We start from the raw sequence: 15,345 nt of genomic DNA on the forward strand, positions 1-15,345 counted from the left end.
ACGATGAGCATCTCTAAGAATTCTGTTTCTTCCCCTGCTGTTTCTGCTGATCAGCCCGCACCTCAGCAGGCGAGCCAACCCGCGCCCCATCAGGCTTCTCCCGAGCAGGTGGAGCAGGTCATTGCTTCTGCGCTTCCGCTAACCGGCATGATTCCCGTGGTGGAGGCTCCCGCCTCCCCCGATGCACAGGGGCCTCAGCAGCCGCGCGAGAGCGGCTTCGCCGAGGCGATGCGCGTTGCCGGTGTCATCATGCTGGGCCTGTTCTTTGTCGGCATTGGTTTGGGCGTGCTGGTGCACAGTTACGGTCTGCCGTTCTGGGTGGCTCCCCTGCTGCCTGCCGTTGTTTTTGCCGGTTCCGTAGAGTTCGTGCTGATTGACATGATCTCGAATCATGCGTCGCTGTTCTCTATTGCGGTGATGACTCTGCTCATTAATTCCCGCCACCTCATGTACGGTCTGTCCTACCCGATTGAGCGTGTGCGGGGTGGTTTGGCGAAGTTCTACACCGTGTACACCCTCATTGATGAGGCGTACGCGCTGAACACCGGACCGGACCGCCATAAGCTTCGTGCCTCCCGCATCCTGTGGATTCACGCGGGCCTGCATTTGAGCGTCCTAGCGAGCGCAACGCTCGGCTACGTACTAGGTGCAAGCTTCTTGAGTGAGCTCAAGGGCGTGGATTTTGTGATGACGGCACTCTTTGCGGTGCTCGCCATCGATGCATATCAGAGTTCAAAAGACCATACCACCGCGGCTATCGCAGGCGTGTCTGCGGCGGTTGGTTTGTTGGTGTCGCCGCAATCGATGCTACTGATTTCGATGGTGGTGTACATTCTGCTGCTGGTGTCGCGTTTTGTGGTAGCTAAGCGCCGCGGCACCCTGCCGGAGCATATGCTGGTCGCGGACGAGGAGCCCGCCGCAACCGACGCTCCCGGCAATCCCGACGCCTCTGCACACTAAGTCTGAATCGCGCACTAAGTCTGAATCGCGCACTAAGTCTGGATATAGTAAAGCGCCCCGCCCACCCGAAATACCGGGTGGGCGGGGCGTTATGCTGTCGCCAGCCGCATGTGTGGGTGAACCCTAGATCATGCGCTGTAGACGTTCAGTATCTGCTGTGCTGTGTACCGCCAGGTGTCCCTGACGGAAGTACTATGCGGGTGCCGGCGTCACGTCCGGCTCCCGTACTAAGCTTACTTGATAGCTACTAGTTGATAGCTATTAGGGCTTACTTGATAGCTGCCAGGGCTGCTTCGTAGTTGGGCTCGTTGGTGGTTTCGGGAACCAGCTCGGTGTAGACAACCTCACCGTCGGGGTTCACGACAACCACGGAGCGTGCCAGCAGACCAGCCAGGGGGCCGTCCACGAGCTTCACGCCGAAGTCCTCACCGAAGGAGGAGCGGAAAGCGGAGGAGGTCACAACGTTCTCAATGCCCTCGGCTGCGCAGAAACGGCCGATTGCGAAGGGCAGGTCGTTGGAGACGCACAGCACGACGGTGTTCTCCAGGCCTGCAGCCTGCTTGTTGAAGGTGCGGACGCTGTTTGCGCAGACACCGGTGTCGACGGAGGGGAAGATGTTCAGCACCAGGTTCTTACCTGCGAAATCTGCGGAGGAAATCTCGGAGAGATCAGCCGCGAGAACCGAAAATTCGGGCAGCTTTGCGCCGACTGCGGGCAGGTCGCCGTTGGTGTGGATTACGAGTTCGTTCTGTAGAGTTACTTCAGCCATGCTTTCATTGTCCCTTGGATGCGGCGGGTGTGCAAGGGGACACAGGCACTAGCGAGCGGAGTTTCCGCATAGCTGATTTTCTGCGGTGCCGCTTCGCCTTAGCGGCACCTCTACAATGGGCAGGTGAGCTTTTTGAGGCACGTATCTTCCCGCCTTGCGCCGCTGGCGCATCCCGTGACGAATTTCAGGGCACTCCGTCAGGACCTGCGCCGTCAGCGGGTGGAGGGTCGTGCCCTCGTTGATCCGCAGAATACGTACCGACCGAGTGTGCGCACTGAGCTGCGCCGCATGTTCACGCGCCCTCTCCCGGTGGAAACGCAGACGCTCATATGTAACGCCCTGCTGGCGGCAATCTGCTGGTACCTGCTCCCGGAAGCCTGGCGTTCGTGGCTGTTTAGCGAGTTTAAGGGCCCGTCTGGTTTTGCGCTGGTGATGGTCGGCTGGATGGTTGCGGACGTCACCTCAACGAACCTGATGGGCCACGATGAGGAGCATGCGTTGCGTGCGTTGCGCAGTAGCGACCCGCACGCCCTGCACCTGTTCGTACGCACGAAGGCTATTGCAATCGGTCTGATCACGGGTGTTTCTGGCACCCTGCTGGCACTGATTCTGCACAGTCAGGACAAGCACCTGACCCCCACCCTCATGATGTCCCTATCGTTCTTTGTGGTGCCGGCTATTGTGGTGTCCCTGGGCTCGATTCTGGGCGTGATGTATCCGTACCGTCTGCGCGGCTGGCAGTTCCGCTGGGCGCACCGCAAGAACCTGCGGATGAGTGCCCGCTGGGTTCTGCTCTGTTTCGGGCCGGGCTGGGTGCTGGGTACGGTGCTGATGTCGCTGATGTTCCCGTCGATTTTCCTGTCTGATGCAATCATCCGCATCTTCGATCCCGGAACGCATCCACGCGATAATGCGTTCAGGCCGCTGCTGTTTTCGCTGATTTTGTGGGCGCAGGGCGCTATTAGTCTGTGGGTTTTTCCGCGGATTACGGCGCGTATTGCGACGGCGAGGCGCGCCTGGCTGGTGTACTACCTAACCGACGATAAGGTCTGCTAGCCGGTTTTCTGTTGTGCCCCGGCATGCGGCGAAGAGCACGGTAATGAACGGCACTGGTAACGAACGGCACTGACGGCGCACACCGCGCGCCCGCCACTTTTTCCCTATACTGGACGAGTTCACTATTCACTTCTTGACCAGCACCGATGCGCGCTGCCGCGCATCTTCAGGAGTATCCCATGTCTTCTAATCGCCGCCGCTTTACCGGCCGCACCTCTTTGGCTCTACCCGCGTTGGGTGCCGCTCTAGCTCTTGTTGTCACGTCCTGCTCGGCAAGCACTGATTCTGCTGTTTCGGGTACCGTGGTGTCTTCTTCTGGCAGCGCTTCTGCCTCCGCGAGCGCTACTTCTACGCAGGCGCTGTTCCCGACCCCGTCGGCGAGCCCGAGCGCATCCGCGAGTGCATCCGCTAGCCCGAGTGCTTCGTCGCCTGCTCCGGCTCCGTCGGTAGTGACGATTACGGTTCATGCTGAGCCGACCGCATCCGAGTCGAAATCGGATTCCAAGTCCGAGGCTAAGTCTGAGTCGAAGAAGGACTCCACCTGCGCCTCTGATTCTGCATCGACCGTGGTGTCGAAGGCTCTGCGTGAGCTGAAGAATAAGAGCAAGTGGGATCAGTGGACGAACGTATCCCGCACCTATGAGGGCTACGACCCCTGTGCTGAGCTGTCGTGGATTGACGCTATTCCGGGCTCTTCCCCGTCTGATTGCTGCATCTCCTCGATGGCGCACCACATTCTGCTGTTCCACCGCGGCAAGTTCATCGGTACCGCAACCTACGAGCCGTACTCGTTCTCGCCGGTGATTACCCGCACCTCCGACAGCTCGATTAGCGTGACCTACCGCTACGTGAAGGGCGATGAGAGCTCCGCTAGCGCGAGCGGTCGCGCGACCGCTGAGTTCAGCTGGAGCTCTTCGCAGAACAAGGTTGTGATGACCGGTGAGGTTCCGCCGAGCGAATAGCCTGTTCGCCCCATAAACCGCGTGTTTGAGCCCAGGATTTGGGCATACGAGAAACCCGCCGTCTCGCATATGGTGACATATGTGAGGGGCGGGGTTTTCGTTGCTTAAGGATATGTAGAATGCCCGAGGGCTAGCTGTTTAGGCAGCGAACTTCTTGTAGCCGAAGTATGCAGCGCCTGCCAGGATAGCGATGAACAGAATCTTCTTCATGATGTACTCCTTTGATTGTTCCGGTAGGCACCCGGTGTTTTACTCCGTCTAATGACTCACCCGGAGGTGAAGCAGGCGAAGTGTCATCCGCACGTGGTGCCGTTGCTCCCTATCTTACCTGCTTTTGAACAATGTTTTTCTGTTCAGCGCGAATCGTCCGCATTCTAGACAGCCAAACACGCAGCGGTTCGGTGCGTCTTTGAGCTGAGGAATACGCCTCCGACAGGCGCATAATGGGAGCATGAGTATTTTTAAGAAGAAAGAGTACAGCGCTGAGCGCTCGGCTACTCGTATGGCTCGTGCCCTCGCTGTGATGGGTGCACTGCACTTCATCATCCCGGATCCGTTTGATTCGATTATTCCGAAGTATCTGCCGGGTCCTCCCCACGCGTACACTCACGGTTCGGGTGTAGCTGAGCTGGGCACCGCTGCCCTGCTGGCTAATGATAAGACCCGCCGTGCCGGTGGTCTGCTTGCGGCTCTGCTGTTTGTTGCGGTGTTCCCCGCGAACATTCAGATGGCTCTGGATGCCCGTAACCAGTCCACTCAGCGTAAGGCTATTGCGTACGGTCGTCTGCCCCTGCAGTTGCCGATGATTTGTAGCGCACTGAAGATTTGGCGTAAGTCGAAGTAGTCGCTTCATTCATTAGGAACGGCACCCCAGTGTTTTACACGTAAAACATTGAGGTGCCGTTTACCTTAACATACCCGTTATTAAGCTTTCCGTAACCAGCATTGCCTACACTGGAACTAACACACCACCTGTCACAGCGGCAGGTGTATAACCTTTGGAGAGAACAATGGGTACTTTTATTGGCACCATTATCACCGGCGCAATCATTGGCGCACTTGCACGTTTCTTCATGCGAGGCCGTCAGAACATTTCGATGCTCTGGACCATTATCTGCGGCGCTATCGGCGCGGCTATCGGTACCTGGGCAGCAACCCAGCTGGGTGTAGCGGACACCAGCGGCATTGACTGGATCCGCTGGATTATTTCGATTTTCGCTGCAATGCTGACTATTTCCGTCTACCTGGGCCTTACCGGCAGGAAGTAACAATCCGACCTATTGAGGGCTCACGGAGTCCTTCATAACTAAAGGCGGCACCTCCCCTAGCGTGAGCTAGTACGGGAGATGCCGCCTTTTCTGTGCCCCGCAAGAGGCGTTACGTCTTCTTGGCTTATATCGCCTGGGCTTATGCCTTCTTGATTTATGCCTTCTTCACGACGGAGGACTTCAGGTACATCTGGCCTGCGCCGGGGACCTTCGCCTCAATGTCGTGGCCGTTGACGGGGGATTCGAGCAGGCGGATGCCGCGCACCTTAGTGCCTGCCTTGATGTCTGCGCCGCCCTTGACCTTCAGGCCCTTGACGATGGTGACGGAGTCGCCGTCGACGAGCTCGTTACCGACGGAGTCGAGAACCTTGGAGCCTGCCGCTTCTTCGGTTTCGCCTGCTACGGTGCGTTCCCATTCGTGGCCGCACATAGGGCATGCCCAGAGTTCACCCATTTCGTAGGTGTAGTTTTCGCTGCATTCGGGGCAGGCGGGTGCTTCGATTTCGTTGAGGTTTTCGCTCATGATTCCTTCTTCAATCTGTGCGGATGCGCCGCTCCCCTGTTTCCGCGGTGTTACTGCGGTGGTGCTGCGGCGTGTGGGCGCGCGTCAGCCAGGCAGGGGGGTGACGGTGGAGGGTGCGAGGATTCTCGCGTTCGTGCTGACTATACCATTTGGCGGGTGTGAACCGCATGTGTGGGGCTGGTTTTTGCCGGTCTTTTGGGGTGGGTTCGGGGTGTGGGTGAAGCCGAAAATAAAATTTGCATGGTTCGTGCGTAATATTTTGGTTGGAAGGTGATTCTGGGTGGCTGCGGCGTGTAGAGTGCTTAGAGTACTTGTACGTTTTGAGTAGTGAAAGGCACGGCTTCATGAAGCTTTCTGCACGTAACCAGTTCGCTGGCAAGGTTGTTGAGATTACTGAGGGTGCGACTAACGGCATCGTCAAGATTGAGATCGCTCCCGAGGTTGTTATCTCTGCATCGATCACCAACGAGTCCATTAAGGAACTGGGCCTGAAGGTTGGCGAGACCGCATACGCAGTGATTAAGGCGTCCAACGTGATGGTTGGTGCTGACCACTAATCCCGGTCAATAAGAATTAAACCCGGGCGGCTGCCTTGTGTGGCGCGAGGGTTAATAGGGCGGAGCCCCGCACTGTGTGTACAGTGCGGGGCTCCGCTGTTATGTTTTTATCGCTTAGACGTTGAAGCGGAACTCCACTTTATTCTGCATTTTCGGCACCCCAGGAGGAAAGAAGGCGGTCGGTCAAATCCGCAAAACGACGTATTGAAACCCATCCCAATGACCTTGCGGCTACCTCCGCAAGAGAGTCAGGAAGAGGCTGCCCAGTCACAATACCGGATTCCTTGAGCATCTTATCCCGTCGCGTGCATGCATTACCCCAATCACTGCGATCATAATTTAGAGTTTTAGAATCATAGCTGGGCATTAGACGAGGTTCCAGGTTTACCGATGAACCGTTGAGCAAAGCGTCAATCACCTTCTGAGAGTTTCGCAGGTCTACATTCTCTTCATCGCTGGGGTTCATAACCAAGATTGCCAAGTGCAGAGAATCCGCATAGAGCCATGCAGCTTCTTCCAAGAATTCCCTTACTGTTTGAGCTTCGGTCTCGGGGATTCCGCTTGCATCATCCGTAAATGTTGTAAGAAGGCAAGTCTCCGCAGACAGCTGCGCTAGGTATGTTCGAACCGTTCGCATAGTTTCCGCATCTACCGATGTCGAGGAATCTGCCAAAATCTCTGAAACTCGAGGACTAAGCAGTGTCTCAATAGTATTAGCGGTAGACAAAATAGCTCTGCACTGCTCACGAAACTCTGCTTTACGTTCTGCATAATATGCCTGTACTTCACGTCGGGCTTGTTCCGACGCAATTGCATCTGCTTGTTTGGCGCTCTGCCGAGACACCCATACTGCAACTCCGACTGCATATGCCGAGAAAAGAGCCGCGAGGCTCCCCGCAATCGCACTTACCCAGTCAGCACTAACACTCATAGCCGTTCTCCTAGTCTAATCTTGTTTTATTGCTTCAATGCATAACAAGTATGCATGGCAAGCCACGATTTTAGACCAACATACTGATAAATATTCTTGTTTTTTCACTCACTCCAACAGCCATCTCGCTATCCACAAATGTGACACCTGATGCTAACTACTGAATCCACCTGGTGAGATACCCTCCGATGACTGCCCATTATGGCAACTAGCGGGGATAAATCAAGAGGAGCCCCACACTACAGTTCGTTATGCAAGGCTCCTCTATATTCAAATTTACCTACAAGGTCTATAAAAATTAGTCAAGCCTACCATCTCATTCAGATTGAATTAGACTACTGGACATCCAGTATTTAATAACTATTTTCATCATATTCATCTTGCCAGTACCCATATTCCCAGTATTCATATTCCTCGGATTGAAATTTCTCGAGTTCATATTCCCAGCACCCATATTCCCAACAGTCATGATCCTCGAATTCATTTTCTCTTGATTCAGGGTCTTCGCAATCATCTTGCCAGTACCCATATCCCCAAAAGTCATTTTCTTCAGGTTCAGATCCCTCGTATTCATCTTTCCAGTACCCGTATTCCCAGTATTCATATTCCTCGGATTCTGCAGGGTCCATAAAATCTTCAGAGCGAACAAAAGTGTCAAAAGAAAGGAACGTTTTATTCGATACAGCCCTCGCAGTTTCATCTGGAATCGGCACATCCAACCATTCGCTATCAATAAATCTTATTTTATCCCGTCGCCGTACGCTCACAGCAGCGACAAACTGTATTTTTTCAAACTCCGGAGGACAAGAAATCCAAAACGATAGATAAGCTTGTGAACCAACATATGAAGGCACGAAAACACCTAGATTTCGTCTCAGTTTTCGTTTACTTACCGATTTTAAGTTATCTGGCAAAGAATCGGGCACACCAAGCCTTACCGAATTAGGGGTTCTCCTGCCAATCGGAACTTTTGGCTTCCAATCAATTGGATATATATCATGTACATAGGCCCGCACACCTGTATTCTTCAACGAGGCCCAAATCCAACGTACCCCATCATCATCAATGAGGAGACGCTGGGGGGCCAGCATAAATTCCGCTGACACTGGAAGCGACTCACGCTGCGTTCGAAGCGCGGCAATTGACACAACTAGAGCAGACATACCCACAATAAAAGTACTTATTGCCCCAAGAGCCGTAGCTAAATTCGCCCAATCTTGGAGGGTCATGCTTCTGCCTTAGGCATTAAAGTGAAACCTCGCTGTACCATCAACACGAACCATGTGTTACTTCATATTCCTTCACTAGATATGTTACATAGCATCTAACACTAGGATTTTCTATTATAAATCATGAATCAGAAACTTGTTCATTCTCGTCAACGTAGACCAGAAGACTTGTAACAAGCATGAGTGCTTGAATACAATTTTCCAATTTATACTGCCTACGCGAGACGCCATGAACACTCGCATGACGCGAGTACTCCGTCGGCGGTTCCTCCCCCCGCTTTGGCCAGAACGCTATATGGCTATTCCAGAGAGCAGCGAAAACCATATTTTCTCCAACGCTCATTTCAGCAAACGACTCAGGAACCTCATCACCCTTTTCATGATGAGTAATATCCTTACGGTCATCCCTATCTGGCCAGAATTTCTGGTGCACAGTATCCATAATATTTGTAAATAGCCCCTGCGCCGCATCTGAATATCCGTTTTTCAAAGCATATAAACCACTCAGAATAAAGCATCGCATTTCCTGAGCATAGTCAGAATGGAGACTATTTAGAGCAGACATACAATCTTCAAAAATTGACTCTTGACATTCAATTAGCACATTTCCTCTTCCTCTCGAACCATCTGCGCGCACTAGCTTATACACAGTATCCAATCGAGGTATACCATAAAGAGGGATTCCGTCATCATAAACCAAATCAATTAAATTTTCTAAAGTTACTTCCTTACCTAAACCCGCAAGATTCTCAGGAATAATAATTCCTTCAAATAGATTAAAAAATCCTGAAGAAAATACTTCTTTTAGACATTCTCGAAGACCCCTAGAGACTCTTTCCACTAATGAGTTGTTTTCAATAAAGCCACCATTAAAAACTAGATTATCCAACTGAAGAATTTCAAAATTAGATAGTGCACGATTTGATAGCTCAGCTAGCACTGAACCCTGGTAATGATTCTCAAGCGGCCTCATCGCTTCCCTAACGGGAGCAATAAATCGATTACATATTTCAGTCCATTCGCCAGATGGTTCAAAAAAATGGGATTGGATAGGTATATTTTGCTTAGCTCTATGCGCACCTGCTGTTAAGGCCTTCGGGGCAATAAGTTCGTTATTCTCTTCATTTGTTTCATTATTTACAGATATATCCGTATCCCATATCTCCTGATTTGAGAATTATTACAAATTCAGCTTGCGTTTAAAGGGTACAAAAAATCCGGTGACAGTGAGATGAATTTCGTCATCCCTCCGTCACCGGATTCTCAAAGTCCTATCGACCCGTCAGACTTACACGTTGAAACGGAACTCCACCACGTCGCCGTCCTGCATGATGTAATCCTTGCCCTCCATACGGACCTTACCGCGAGCCTTCGCCTCCGCCATGGAGCCAGCCTCATCCAGATCCTTGAACGACACGACCTCAGCCTTAATGAAGCCACGCTCAAAATCAGAGTGAATCACACCAGCAGCCTGCGGCGCAGTATCACCCTTGTAAATAGTCCAGGCGCGAGCCTCCTTCGGGCCAGCAGTCAAGTAAGTCTGCAGGCCCAGAGTCGAGAAGCCCACACGAGCCAGCTGGTCCAGGCCGGACTCATCCTGACCGTTCATCTCCAGCATCTCGCGAGCCTCCTCCTCAGACAGCTCCACCAGATCAGCCTCCAGCTTCGCGTCCAAGAACACAGCCTCAGCCGGCGCCACCATGTCACGCAGCTCCTGCTGCTTCTCCTCAGACGCCAGAATGCCCTCATCCGCGTTGAACACGTAAATGAACGGCTTAGCAGTCAGCAGGTTCAGCTCCTTCAGATGAGCCAGCTCCAGCTTCTCGTCCTTCGCACGAGAAATGATGGTGTCACCATCCTCCAGGATCTTCTGCGCAGCCTTGTAGGTCTCCAGCTGAGCGGCGTCACCCTTCTTAATCTTCACAGCCTTCTCCAGACGCGGAATAGCGTTCTCCAGAGTCTGCAGGTCAGCCAGAATCAGCTCAGTATTGATGGTCTCCATATCGGAGGCGGGGTCAACCTTGCCGTCCACGTGAATGACGTCCGGGTCATCAAACGCACGCACAACCTGGGCGATAGCGTGCGCCTCACGAATGTTCGCGAGGAACTTGTTACCCAGGCCCTCACCCTCAGAAGCGCCCTTCACAATACCCGCAATATCAACGAACGAAACAGTCGCAGGCAGAATACGCTCCGAACCAAAAATCTCAGCCAAACGGTTTAGACGCGCATCCGGCAGGTTCACCACGCCCACGTTCGGGTCAATGGTCGCGAACGGGTAGTTAGCCGCCAGCACAGTGTTGCCGGTCAGAGCGTTGAACAGGGTGGACTTGCCCACGTTAGGCAGGCCAACAATGCCGATAGTTAGAGCCACAAGTTTTCCTTCGAATCATGTACCCCACCAAACACTCAGGATGCGCCGCGTACGTGATGCGGCGGGTGCGGGCGGGCACAGGGCGAAAATGGTGCCCGCTTCCAAGCGCGACACCGCCAGTCTCGGGAAGAAACGGGTGCGGGGCGCCTGCGGGCATAGACACTACCATTCTACCGTGTTCGCGCAGGAGCCGCCCCGAGTGCAGGGATAGGCACCGGTTAGGAGAAAGTGAAGGCGAAAAAACTGAGGCGAGGAAGCGCCATCGCTCCCCCGCCCGAATTATTGAGAAGCAGCGAGTTAGAGCCAGCCGTTCTCCGTGGCGATACGCACCGCGTCCTGACGAGTCGACGCACCCGTCTTCGCCATCGCCGCCGACAAATAATTACGCACCGTACCCGCCGACAAAAACAACGCCGACGCAATCTGCTGAGCCGTACCACCCGACGCCGCCTCACGCAGCACCTGCGCCTCACGCTCCGTCAACGGAGAAGCACCCGTCACCAAAGAATCCGCCGCCAACGACGGATCCACCACACGCAACCCCGCATGCACACGACGAATCGCCTCCGCCAACTGGCGAGCACCCGTATCCTTCACCACGAAACCACTCGCACCAGCCTCCAGGGCGCGGCGCACATAGCCCGGGCGGCCAAAAGTCGTCACAATCAGCGTGCGCACCGGCTCACCCGACTCACTCAAAGCACCCGCATCACGTAGCGCCGCAGCCGCCTCAATACCATCAGCCAGCAAAGTACCGGGCATCTGCACATCCAGCAACACCACGTCCGGCTTCAACAGGGCGACAGCACCCAACACCTCATCACCACTACCGACCTGACCCACAATCTGCAGGTCAACCTCCAGGCCCAGCAGAGCGGCAAGGGCCTCACGGATGAGCTGCTGATCGTCAGCGAGCAGAACACGAATCATAGGAGCCTCCCAGGGCTGAAGACGGGGTGATAACGGCGGGCGGAACAACCGCGTGAGGTTGTCTATCACCACCATACAGGGGCAGGTAGCTCCCCCGTCCAGGGCGCGGCGACAAGTTCCACAATCTACAGCACCTATTTACAGCAGTGAGGTGTCACCGTCCATGCTCACACGGATGCGCGTGCCCGCCCCACCGCCGGGGTTCTCCACCAGCCACTGCTCGGGCGATGCCTCAATCACCACGCTACCGCCAGACGCCGCCACACGCTGAGCCATGCCCGTCAGGCCGTTACCGCGCGCATCACCCGCACCCACGCCGTTATCGAGGATGTCCAGGCCGGTTGCGCTCAGACGTACCCGCGCCGCGTTCGCACCCGAGTGGCGCACCATGTTCGTGACCGCCTCACGCAGAACCCAGGAGAACAGCTTCGCGTTCACACCGGCCACCGCGAGCGCACTCTGAGCCTCCGGCAGCTCGGCACGGATACCGGCGGTCTGCAGGGCACGACCCGCACCCTCAATCTCACCCGAAAAGTCGGGCACACGCAGGCGCGTCACGGTTGAACGAACCTCCGCCAGGGATGCGCGGGACAGCTGCGCGATAGCCTCCATCTCCGCGCCGGCGCGGGCGGGGTCAATCTCCAGCAGGCGCTGCGCCAGCTCCGCTTTGAGAGTGATGACGGTCAGGGAGTGTCCGAGCACGTCGTGCACGTCGCGGGCGATCTCTTCACGTTCCTCAGAGAGCGCCAGCGAGGCACGTGCTACGTCCGCGCGTTCGCCCAGCTCAATCAGGTAGGAGAAGCCCAGCATGCCCACCATCGGCGCACCGATAAAGAGGGCCATACCACCGCGCGCGGTGACATCAAAGCCGATGCTCGCCATAAAAATTAGCCAGCAGGCCAGGGCAATCGTCGCCGCTACACCCAAGCGCAGGCGGTACGGGGCGATTGTGCCAAAAATCCAGAACGCCACAAAGTACATGCTGAACGACAAGAACACCATATACGCCGATTCCAGCCGCAGCGCCGTCAGGCCAGCCACAGGCAGCACCATCAGTAGCGTCCAGATGACGCTTCGACGCACCGTGGAGGCGACCGGCACCAGCCACGGCACCGCGTACGCCGAGCAGTTCACCACCGCAAACAGTGCCACCAGCGCCACACCGGCCCAGCGCACCGGCCCCAACTCCGGGGTGGTGAGGAAGCTGTCCAGCGGCATGAGCAGAAACACCAGCCACGGGGCACTAAAGCCCAGCGCCAGCCAGTTCACGTTGCCGCGGCGTTCACGGTAGAGGAAGCGGAAGCGGTGCTTGCCCAGGGTGCGCTTCGCGGCGGAGGGTACCGCCTCATTCTCCGTATGGGGGTGTTCGTTCTCGTAGGAATGGGTGTGGGTGTGGGTGTGGGTTTCGGTCATGGTTCTAGCCTAACGTGCGGGTGCCGCGGGTGCAGATACCACCGGCGCGGCGGTGTCAGTAGCGGCAGTGTTAGTAGGAGCAGCGTGAGTGGATACGGCTTCCGCCGCAGCCTCGGAAGCCCCTGATACTACGGAACCCTTGAGACTGCGGCGGGAAGAAGCATTTAGCGGCGGGTTGCGCGGCGCATCAGCAGGGCAGAAACACCCAGGAAGATAGCCGCCCACACAACCAAGCTCACCACTGCGTACCAGAGCGGCTCGGTCACGAACCAGTCCTCACCACCCAGAATAATGGTCTGACCTGCGGCGAAGGGGTAGCGGGCAATCTCGGCGGCACCGTACAGCGGGGTGAAGCGGGCGTACTTCAGCAGGTCGGTGCTCAGCGGGGAGAACACGGTACCGAAGAAGCTCATAATCACCAGCAGACCGTTCGCAATGGACACGGCGTTCTCGTTACGAATCAGCAGACCCATCATGATGCCGTAGAAGGCGAACACCAGACCGCACAGCACCGTCAGCGCGCCGGCTGCAAGCTGCTGGTTCACGGGGATTTCAACACCGGTGAACATGCCCACAATGTTCACCGCAATCACCGGCACCGCAGAAATCACCAGGGCGGTCAGCGCCTTCGCGCCCAGGTACTTGCCGGTGGTCAGCGGGGTGAGCGCCAGCTGGCGGTTCCAGCCGCTGGAGAGCTCGGTGACGGTGCTGCCGCTAATCGCCACGGTGTTCTGCACGGCACCGTACAGCGCCATGCCAATCATGACGTAGGCCGCTACGTTGCCGTCACCCATCTGCTGGGAGGAGTAGTCCTGCATCGCACCGAAGAGCAGGAAGAAGACGATGGGCAGTGCCACGCCGAAGAAGAAACGGTCGGTCGAGAGGATAGAAGCGCGGATGTCGTAGAGTGCGTAGCGGAGCATGATGTTTTCCTTGAAAGTGTGTAGCGGCTGTGTGGCGTTTAGATGGTGTGGTGTTTAGGCGGTCTGATGTTTAGGCGTCGGATGCCTTGGAGGCGGCGGCCTGCTCGGTCAGCAGGGTGAAGGACTCGTCCAGGGAGGGCTTGGTGACCTCCAGGTCGCTGATGCTGTAGTTGTTCAGCAGAGTGCGCAGTACCTGCTCAATCTCCAGCACGGAGATGCGGTGGCGGTACCCGCCGGACTCTTCGGTCACCTCGACCGGCACATCCAGGTCGGTGATGGGTGCGGGTGCGAGGAAGGAAAGGTGGCGGTGGCCGGTCAGGGCGCGAATCTCGTCGGCGGAGCCGTCAGCGATGATGGAACCGGATTCCATGAGCACGATGCGCTGGGCGAAGTTCTGTGCTTCTTCCAGGTAGTGCGTCGCAAAAAGAATGGTCGTTCCACGTTCGGCGATGGCTTCCATACGCTCCCAGAAGGTGCGGCGCGCATTCACGTCCATGCCGGCGGTCGGCTCGTCCAGGATCAGCAGTTCCGGCGAGTGCATGGTCGCCAGGGCGTAACGCAGACGCTGCTGCTGACCGCCCGAGCACTTGCCGACCTTACGCTTAGCGATATCGGTCAGGTCGGCGCCGGCGAGTACCTCATCCACGTCAATGGGCTTGGGGTACAGCGCCGCAATCATCTCGACCGTGGCGCGGATCGTCAGGTCCTTGAGCAGGCCACCGGTCTGCTGAACCGCACCGAGCAGACCGGCGCGTGCCGCCTCGGAGGCGTTGCGACCGAAGACGCTCAACTCGCCGCCGCTGGGCTGGGTCAGACCAAGAATCATGTCGATGAGGGTGGTCTTACCTGCGCCGTTGGGGCCGAGCAGGGCGATGATTTCGCCGCGCTTGACGGTCAGGTCAATCGAGTCGACGGCGACCACGGTGCCTGCCGCACGGGTGGAGAAAACCTGGCGGAGGGAGCGGGCAGAAATAACGGTTTCTGCGGTGTTGTTCTTGCTGTTCTGAAGTGCTGCGGTGTTCATGTTTCTATTACACCGCCGGTTTTCGCGCCGGTGCGGTACAGAGTGTCATGACCTGCACATGACAAATGTCATGAGTTGAGGACATGCGAGCGTCGCGGCCGGTTACGCGAAGCGGGGGCTCCGTCCTCAAGGCGCCCCAGCGCCGCAGAGGGGGCACTCCCCCGCGTAGCGAGACCGCGAAGCTGCGGAGGCAACCGGTTACGCGAAGCTGCGCAAGAACCCCTACCCGCGCATCCCGCACATCAGACGCAAAAACCCCGCGTAGCGAGACCACGAAGCAGCGGAGGCGGTCACGCGGAGCGGGGGCTCCGTCCTCAAGGCGCCCAGCGCCGCAGAGGGGGCACTCCCCCGCGTAGCGTGAACGCGAAGCTGCACAAAGGCGAAGCTGCACAAGAACCCCTACCCATGCATCCCGCACATCAGATA

General features: G+C 56.4%; 16 protein-coding genes. 6 read left to right on the forward strand and 10 right to left on the reverse strand.

What is annotated here, in order from left to right; translation table 11 throughout:
- Nucleotides 1–3 precede the first annotated feature (3 nt).
- Nucleotides 4–960 (forward strand): AzlC family ABC transporter permease, encoded by a 957-nt coding sequence (locus AB8E48_RS03755; protein ID WP_368885816.1) that lies wholly within the window; start codon nucleotides 4–6, stop codon nucleotides 958–960.
- A gap of 268 nt (nucleotides 961–1,228) precedes the next feature.
- Here the strand turns inward: AB8E48_RS03755 and tpx are convergent, their stop codons facing one another.
- Entirely contained in the window at nucleotides 1,229–1,729 is a 501-nt protein-coding gene (gene tpx, locus AB8E48_RS03760; RefSeq protein ID WP_049327611.1) for a thiol peroxidase, read from the reverse strand.
- Between the two features lie 132 nt (nucleotides 1,730–1,861).
- Between tpx and AB8E48_RS03765 the strand changes: the two genes are divergently transcribed.
- The 4 genes from AB8E48_RS03765 to AB8E48_RS03780 all read left to right on the forward strand — a co-directional run bounded on the left by AB8E48_RS03765 (nucleotide 1,862) and on the right by AB8E48_RS03780 (nucleotide 5,015).
- Nucleotides 1,862–2,785: a hypothetical protein gene (locus AB8E48_RS03765; RefSeq protein ID WP_368885817.1), complete on the forward strand. Its 924-nt coding sequence runs from the start codon at nucleotides 1,862–1,864 to the stop codon at nucleotides 2,783–2,785.
- Nucleotides 2,786–2,964: 179 nt separating this feature from the next.
- Nucleotides 2,965–3,747: an LppP/LprE family lipoprotein gene (locus AB8E48_RS03770; protein WP_368885818.1), complete on the forward strand. Its 783-nt coding sequence runs from the start codon at nucleotides 2,965–2,967 to the stop codon at nucleotides 3,745–3,747.
- Between the two features lie 451 nt (nucleotides 3,748–4,198).
- Nucleotides 4,199–4,591 (forward strand): hypothetical protein, encoded by a 393-nt coding sequence (locus AB8E48_RS03775; RefSeq protein WP_368885819.1) that lies wholly within the window; start codon nucleotides 4,199–4,201, stop codon nucleotides 4,589–4,591.
- Between the two features lie 166 nt (nucleotides 4,592–4,757).
- Nucleotides 4,758–5,015 carry a GlsB/YeaQ/YmgE family stress response membrane protein gene (locus AB8E48_RS03780; RefSeq protein ID WP_368885820.1) on the forward strand — a complete coding sequence of 86 codons (258 nt, stop codon included), beginning with the start codon at nucleotides 4,758–4,760 and terminating at the stop codon, nucleotides 5,013–5,015.
- A gap of 154 nt (nucleotides 5,016–5,169) precedes the next feature.
- Here AB8E48_RS03780 and AB8E48_RS03785 read toward each other — a convergent pair whose 3' ends face one another.
- On the reverse strand, nucleotides 5,170–5,538 hold the full coding sequence (locus AB8E48_RS03785) for a zinc ribbon domain-containing protein YjdM (protein ID WP_368885821.1): 369 nt from the start codon (nucleotides 5,536–5,538) through the stop codon (nucleotides 5,170–5,172).
- A gap of 344 nt (nucleotides 5,539–5,882) precedes the next feature.
- Between AB8E48_RS03785 and AB8E48_RS03790 the strand changes: the two genes are divergently transcribed.
- On the forward strand, nucleotides 5,883–6,095 hold the full coding sequence (locus tag AB8E48_RS03790) for a TOBE domain-containing protein (protein ID WP_005505155.1): 213 nt from the start codon (nucleotides 5,883–5,885) through the stop codon (nucleotides 6,093–6,095).
- Nucleotides 6,096–6,234: 139 nt separating this feature from the next.
- Here AB8E48_RS03790 and AB8E48_RS03795 read toward each other — a convergent pair whose 3' ends face one another.
- The 8 genes from AB8E48_RS03795 to AB8E48_RS03830 all read right to left on the reverse strand — a co-directional run bounded on the left by AB8E48_RS03795 (nucleotide 6,235) and on the right by AB8E48_RS03830 (nucleotide 14,919).
- Nucleotides 6,235–7,026: a hypothetical protein gene (locus AB8E48_RS03795; protein ID WP_368885822.1), complete on the reverse strand. Its 792-nt coding sequence runs from the start codon at nucleotides 7,024–7,026 to the stop codon at nucleotides 6,235–6,237.
- 353 nt (nucleotides 7,027–7,379) lie between these two features.
- Entirely contained in the window at nucleotides 7,380–8,255 is an 876-nt protein-coding gene (locus AB8E48_RS03800) for a hypothetical protein (RefSeq protein WP_368885823.1), read from the reverse strand.
- Between the two features lie 121 nt (nucleotides 8,256–8,376).
- Nucleotides 8,377–9,228 carry a hypothetical protein gene (locus tag AB8E48_RS03805; protein WP_368885824.1) on the reverse strand — a complete coding sequence of 284 codons (852 nt, stop codon included), beginning with the start codon at nucleotides 9,226–9,228 and terminating at the stop codon, nucleotides 8,377–8,379.
- 315 nt (nucleotides 9,229–9,543) lie between these two features.
- Complete coding sequence (gene ychF / locus AB8E48_RS03810) at nucleotides 9,544–10,629, reverse strand: redox-regulated ATPase YchF (protein ID WP_060824475.1); 1,086 nt, start codon at nucleotides 10,627–10,629, stop codon at nucleotides 9,544–9,546.
- A 297-nt stretch (nucleotides 10,630–10,926) separates the two neighbouring features.
- On the reverse strand, nucleotides 10,927–11,559 hold the full coding sequence (locus AB8E48_RS03815) for a response regulator transcription factor (protein WP_005505116.1): 633 nt from the start codon (nucleotides 11,557–11,559) through the stop codon (nucleotides 10,927–10,929).
- A gap of 138 nt (nucleotides 11,560–11,697) precedes the next feature.
- On the reverse strand, nucleotides 11,698–12,972 hold the full coding sequence (locus tag AB8E48_RS03820) for a sensor histidine kinase (RefSeq protein WP_368885825.1): 1,275 nt from the start codon (nucleotides 12,970–12,972) through the stop codon (nucleotides 11,698–11,700).
- 164 nt (nucleotides 12,973–13,136) lie between these two features.
- Complete coding sequence (locus AB8E48_RS03825) at nucleotides 13,137–13,895, reverse strand: ABC transporter permease (RefSeq protein WP_049349339.1); 759 nt, start codon at nucleotides 13,893–13,895, stop codon at nucleotides 13,137–13,139.
- 70 nt (nucleotides 13,896–13,965) lie between these two features.
- Complete coding sequence (locus AB8E48_RS03830) at nucleotides 13,966–14,919, reverse strand: ABC transporter ATP-binding protein (protein ID WP_070629902.1); 954 nt, start codon at nucleotides 14,917–14,919, stop codon at nucleotides 13,966–13,968.
- Nucleotides 14,920–15,345 lie beyond the last annotated feature (426 nt).

It is taken from the genome of Rothia mucilaginosa, assembly GCF_964211445.1.
In the GTDB taxonomy this organism is placed as follows: Bacteria; Actinomycetota; Actinomycetes; order Actinomycetales; family Micrococcaceae; genus Rothia; species Rothia mucilaginosa_E.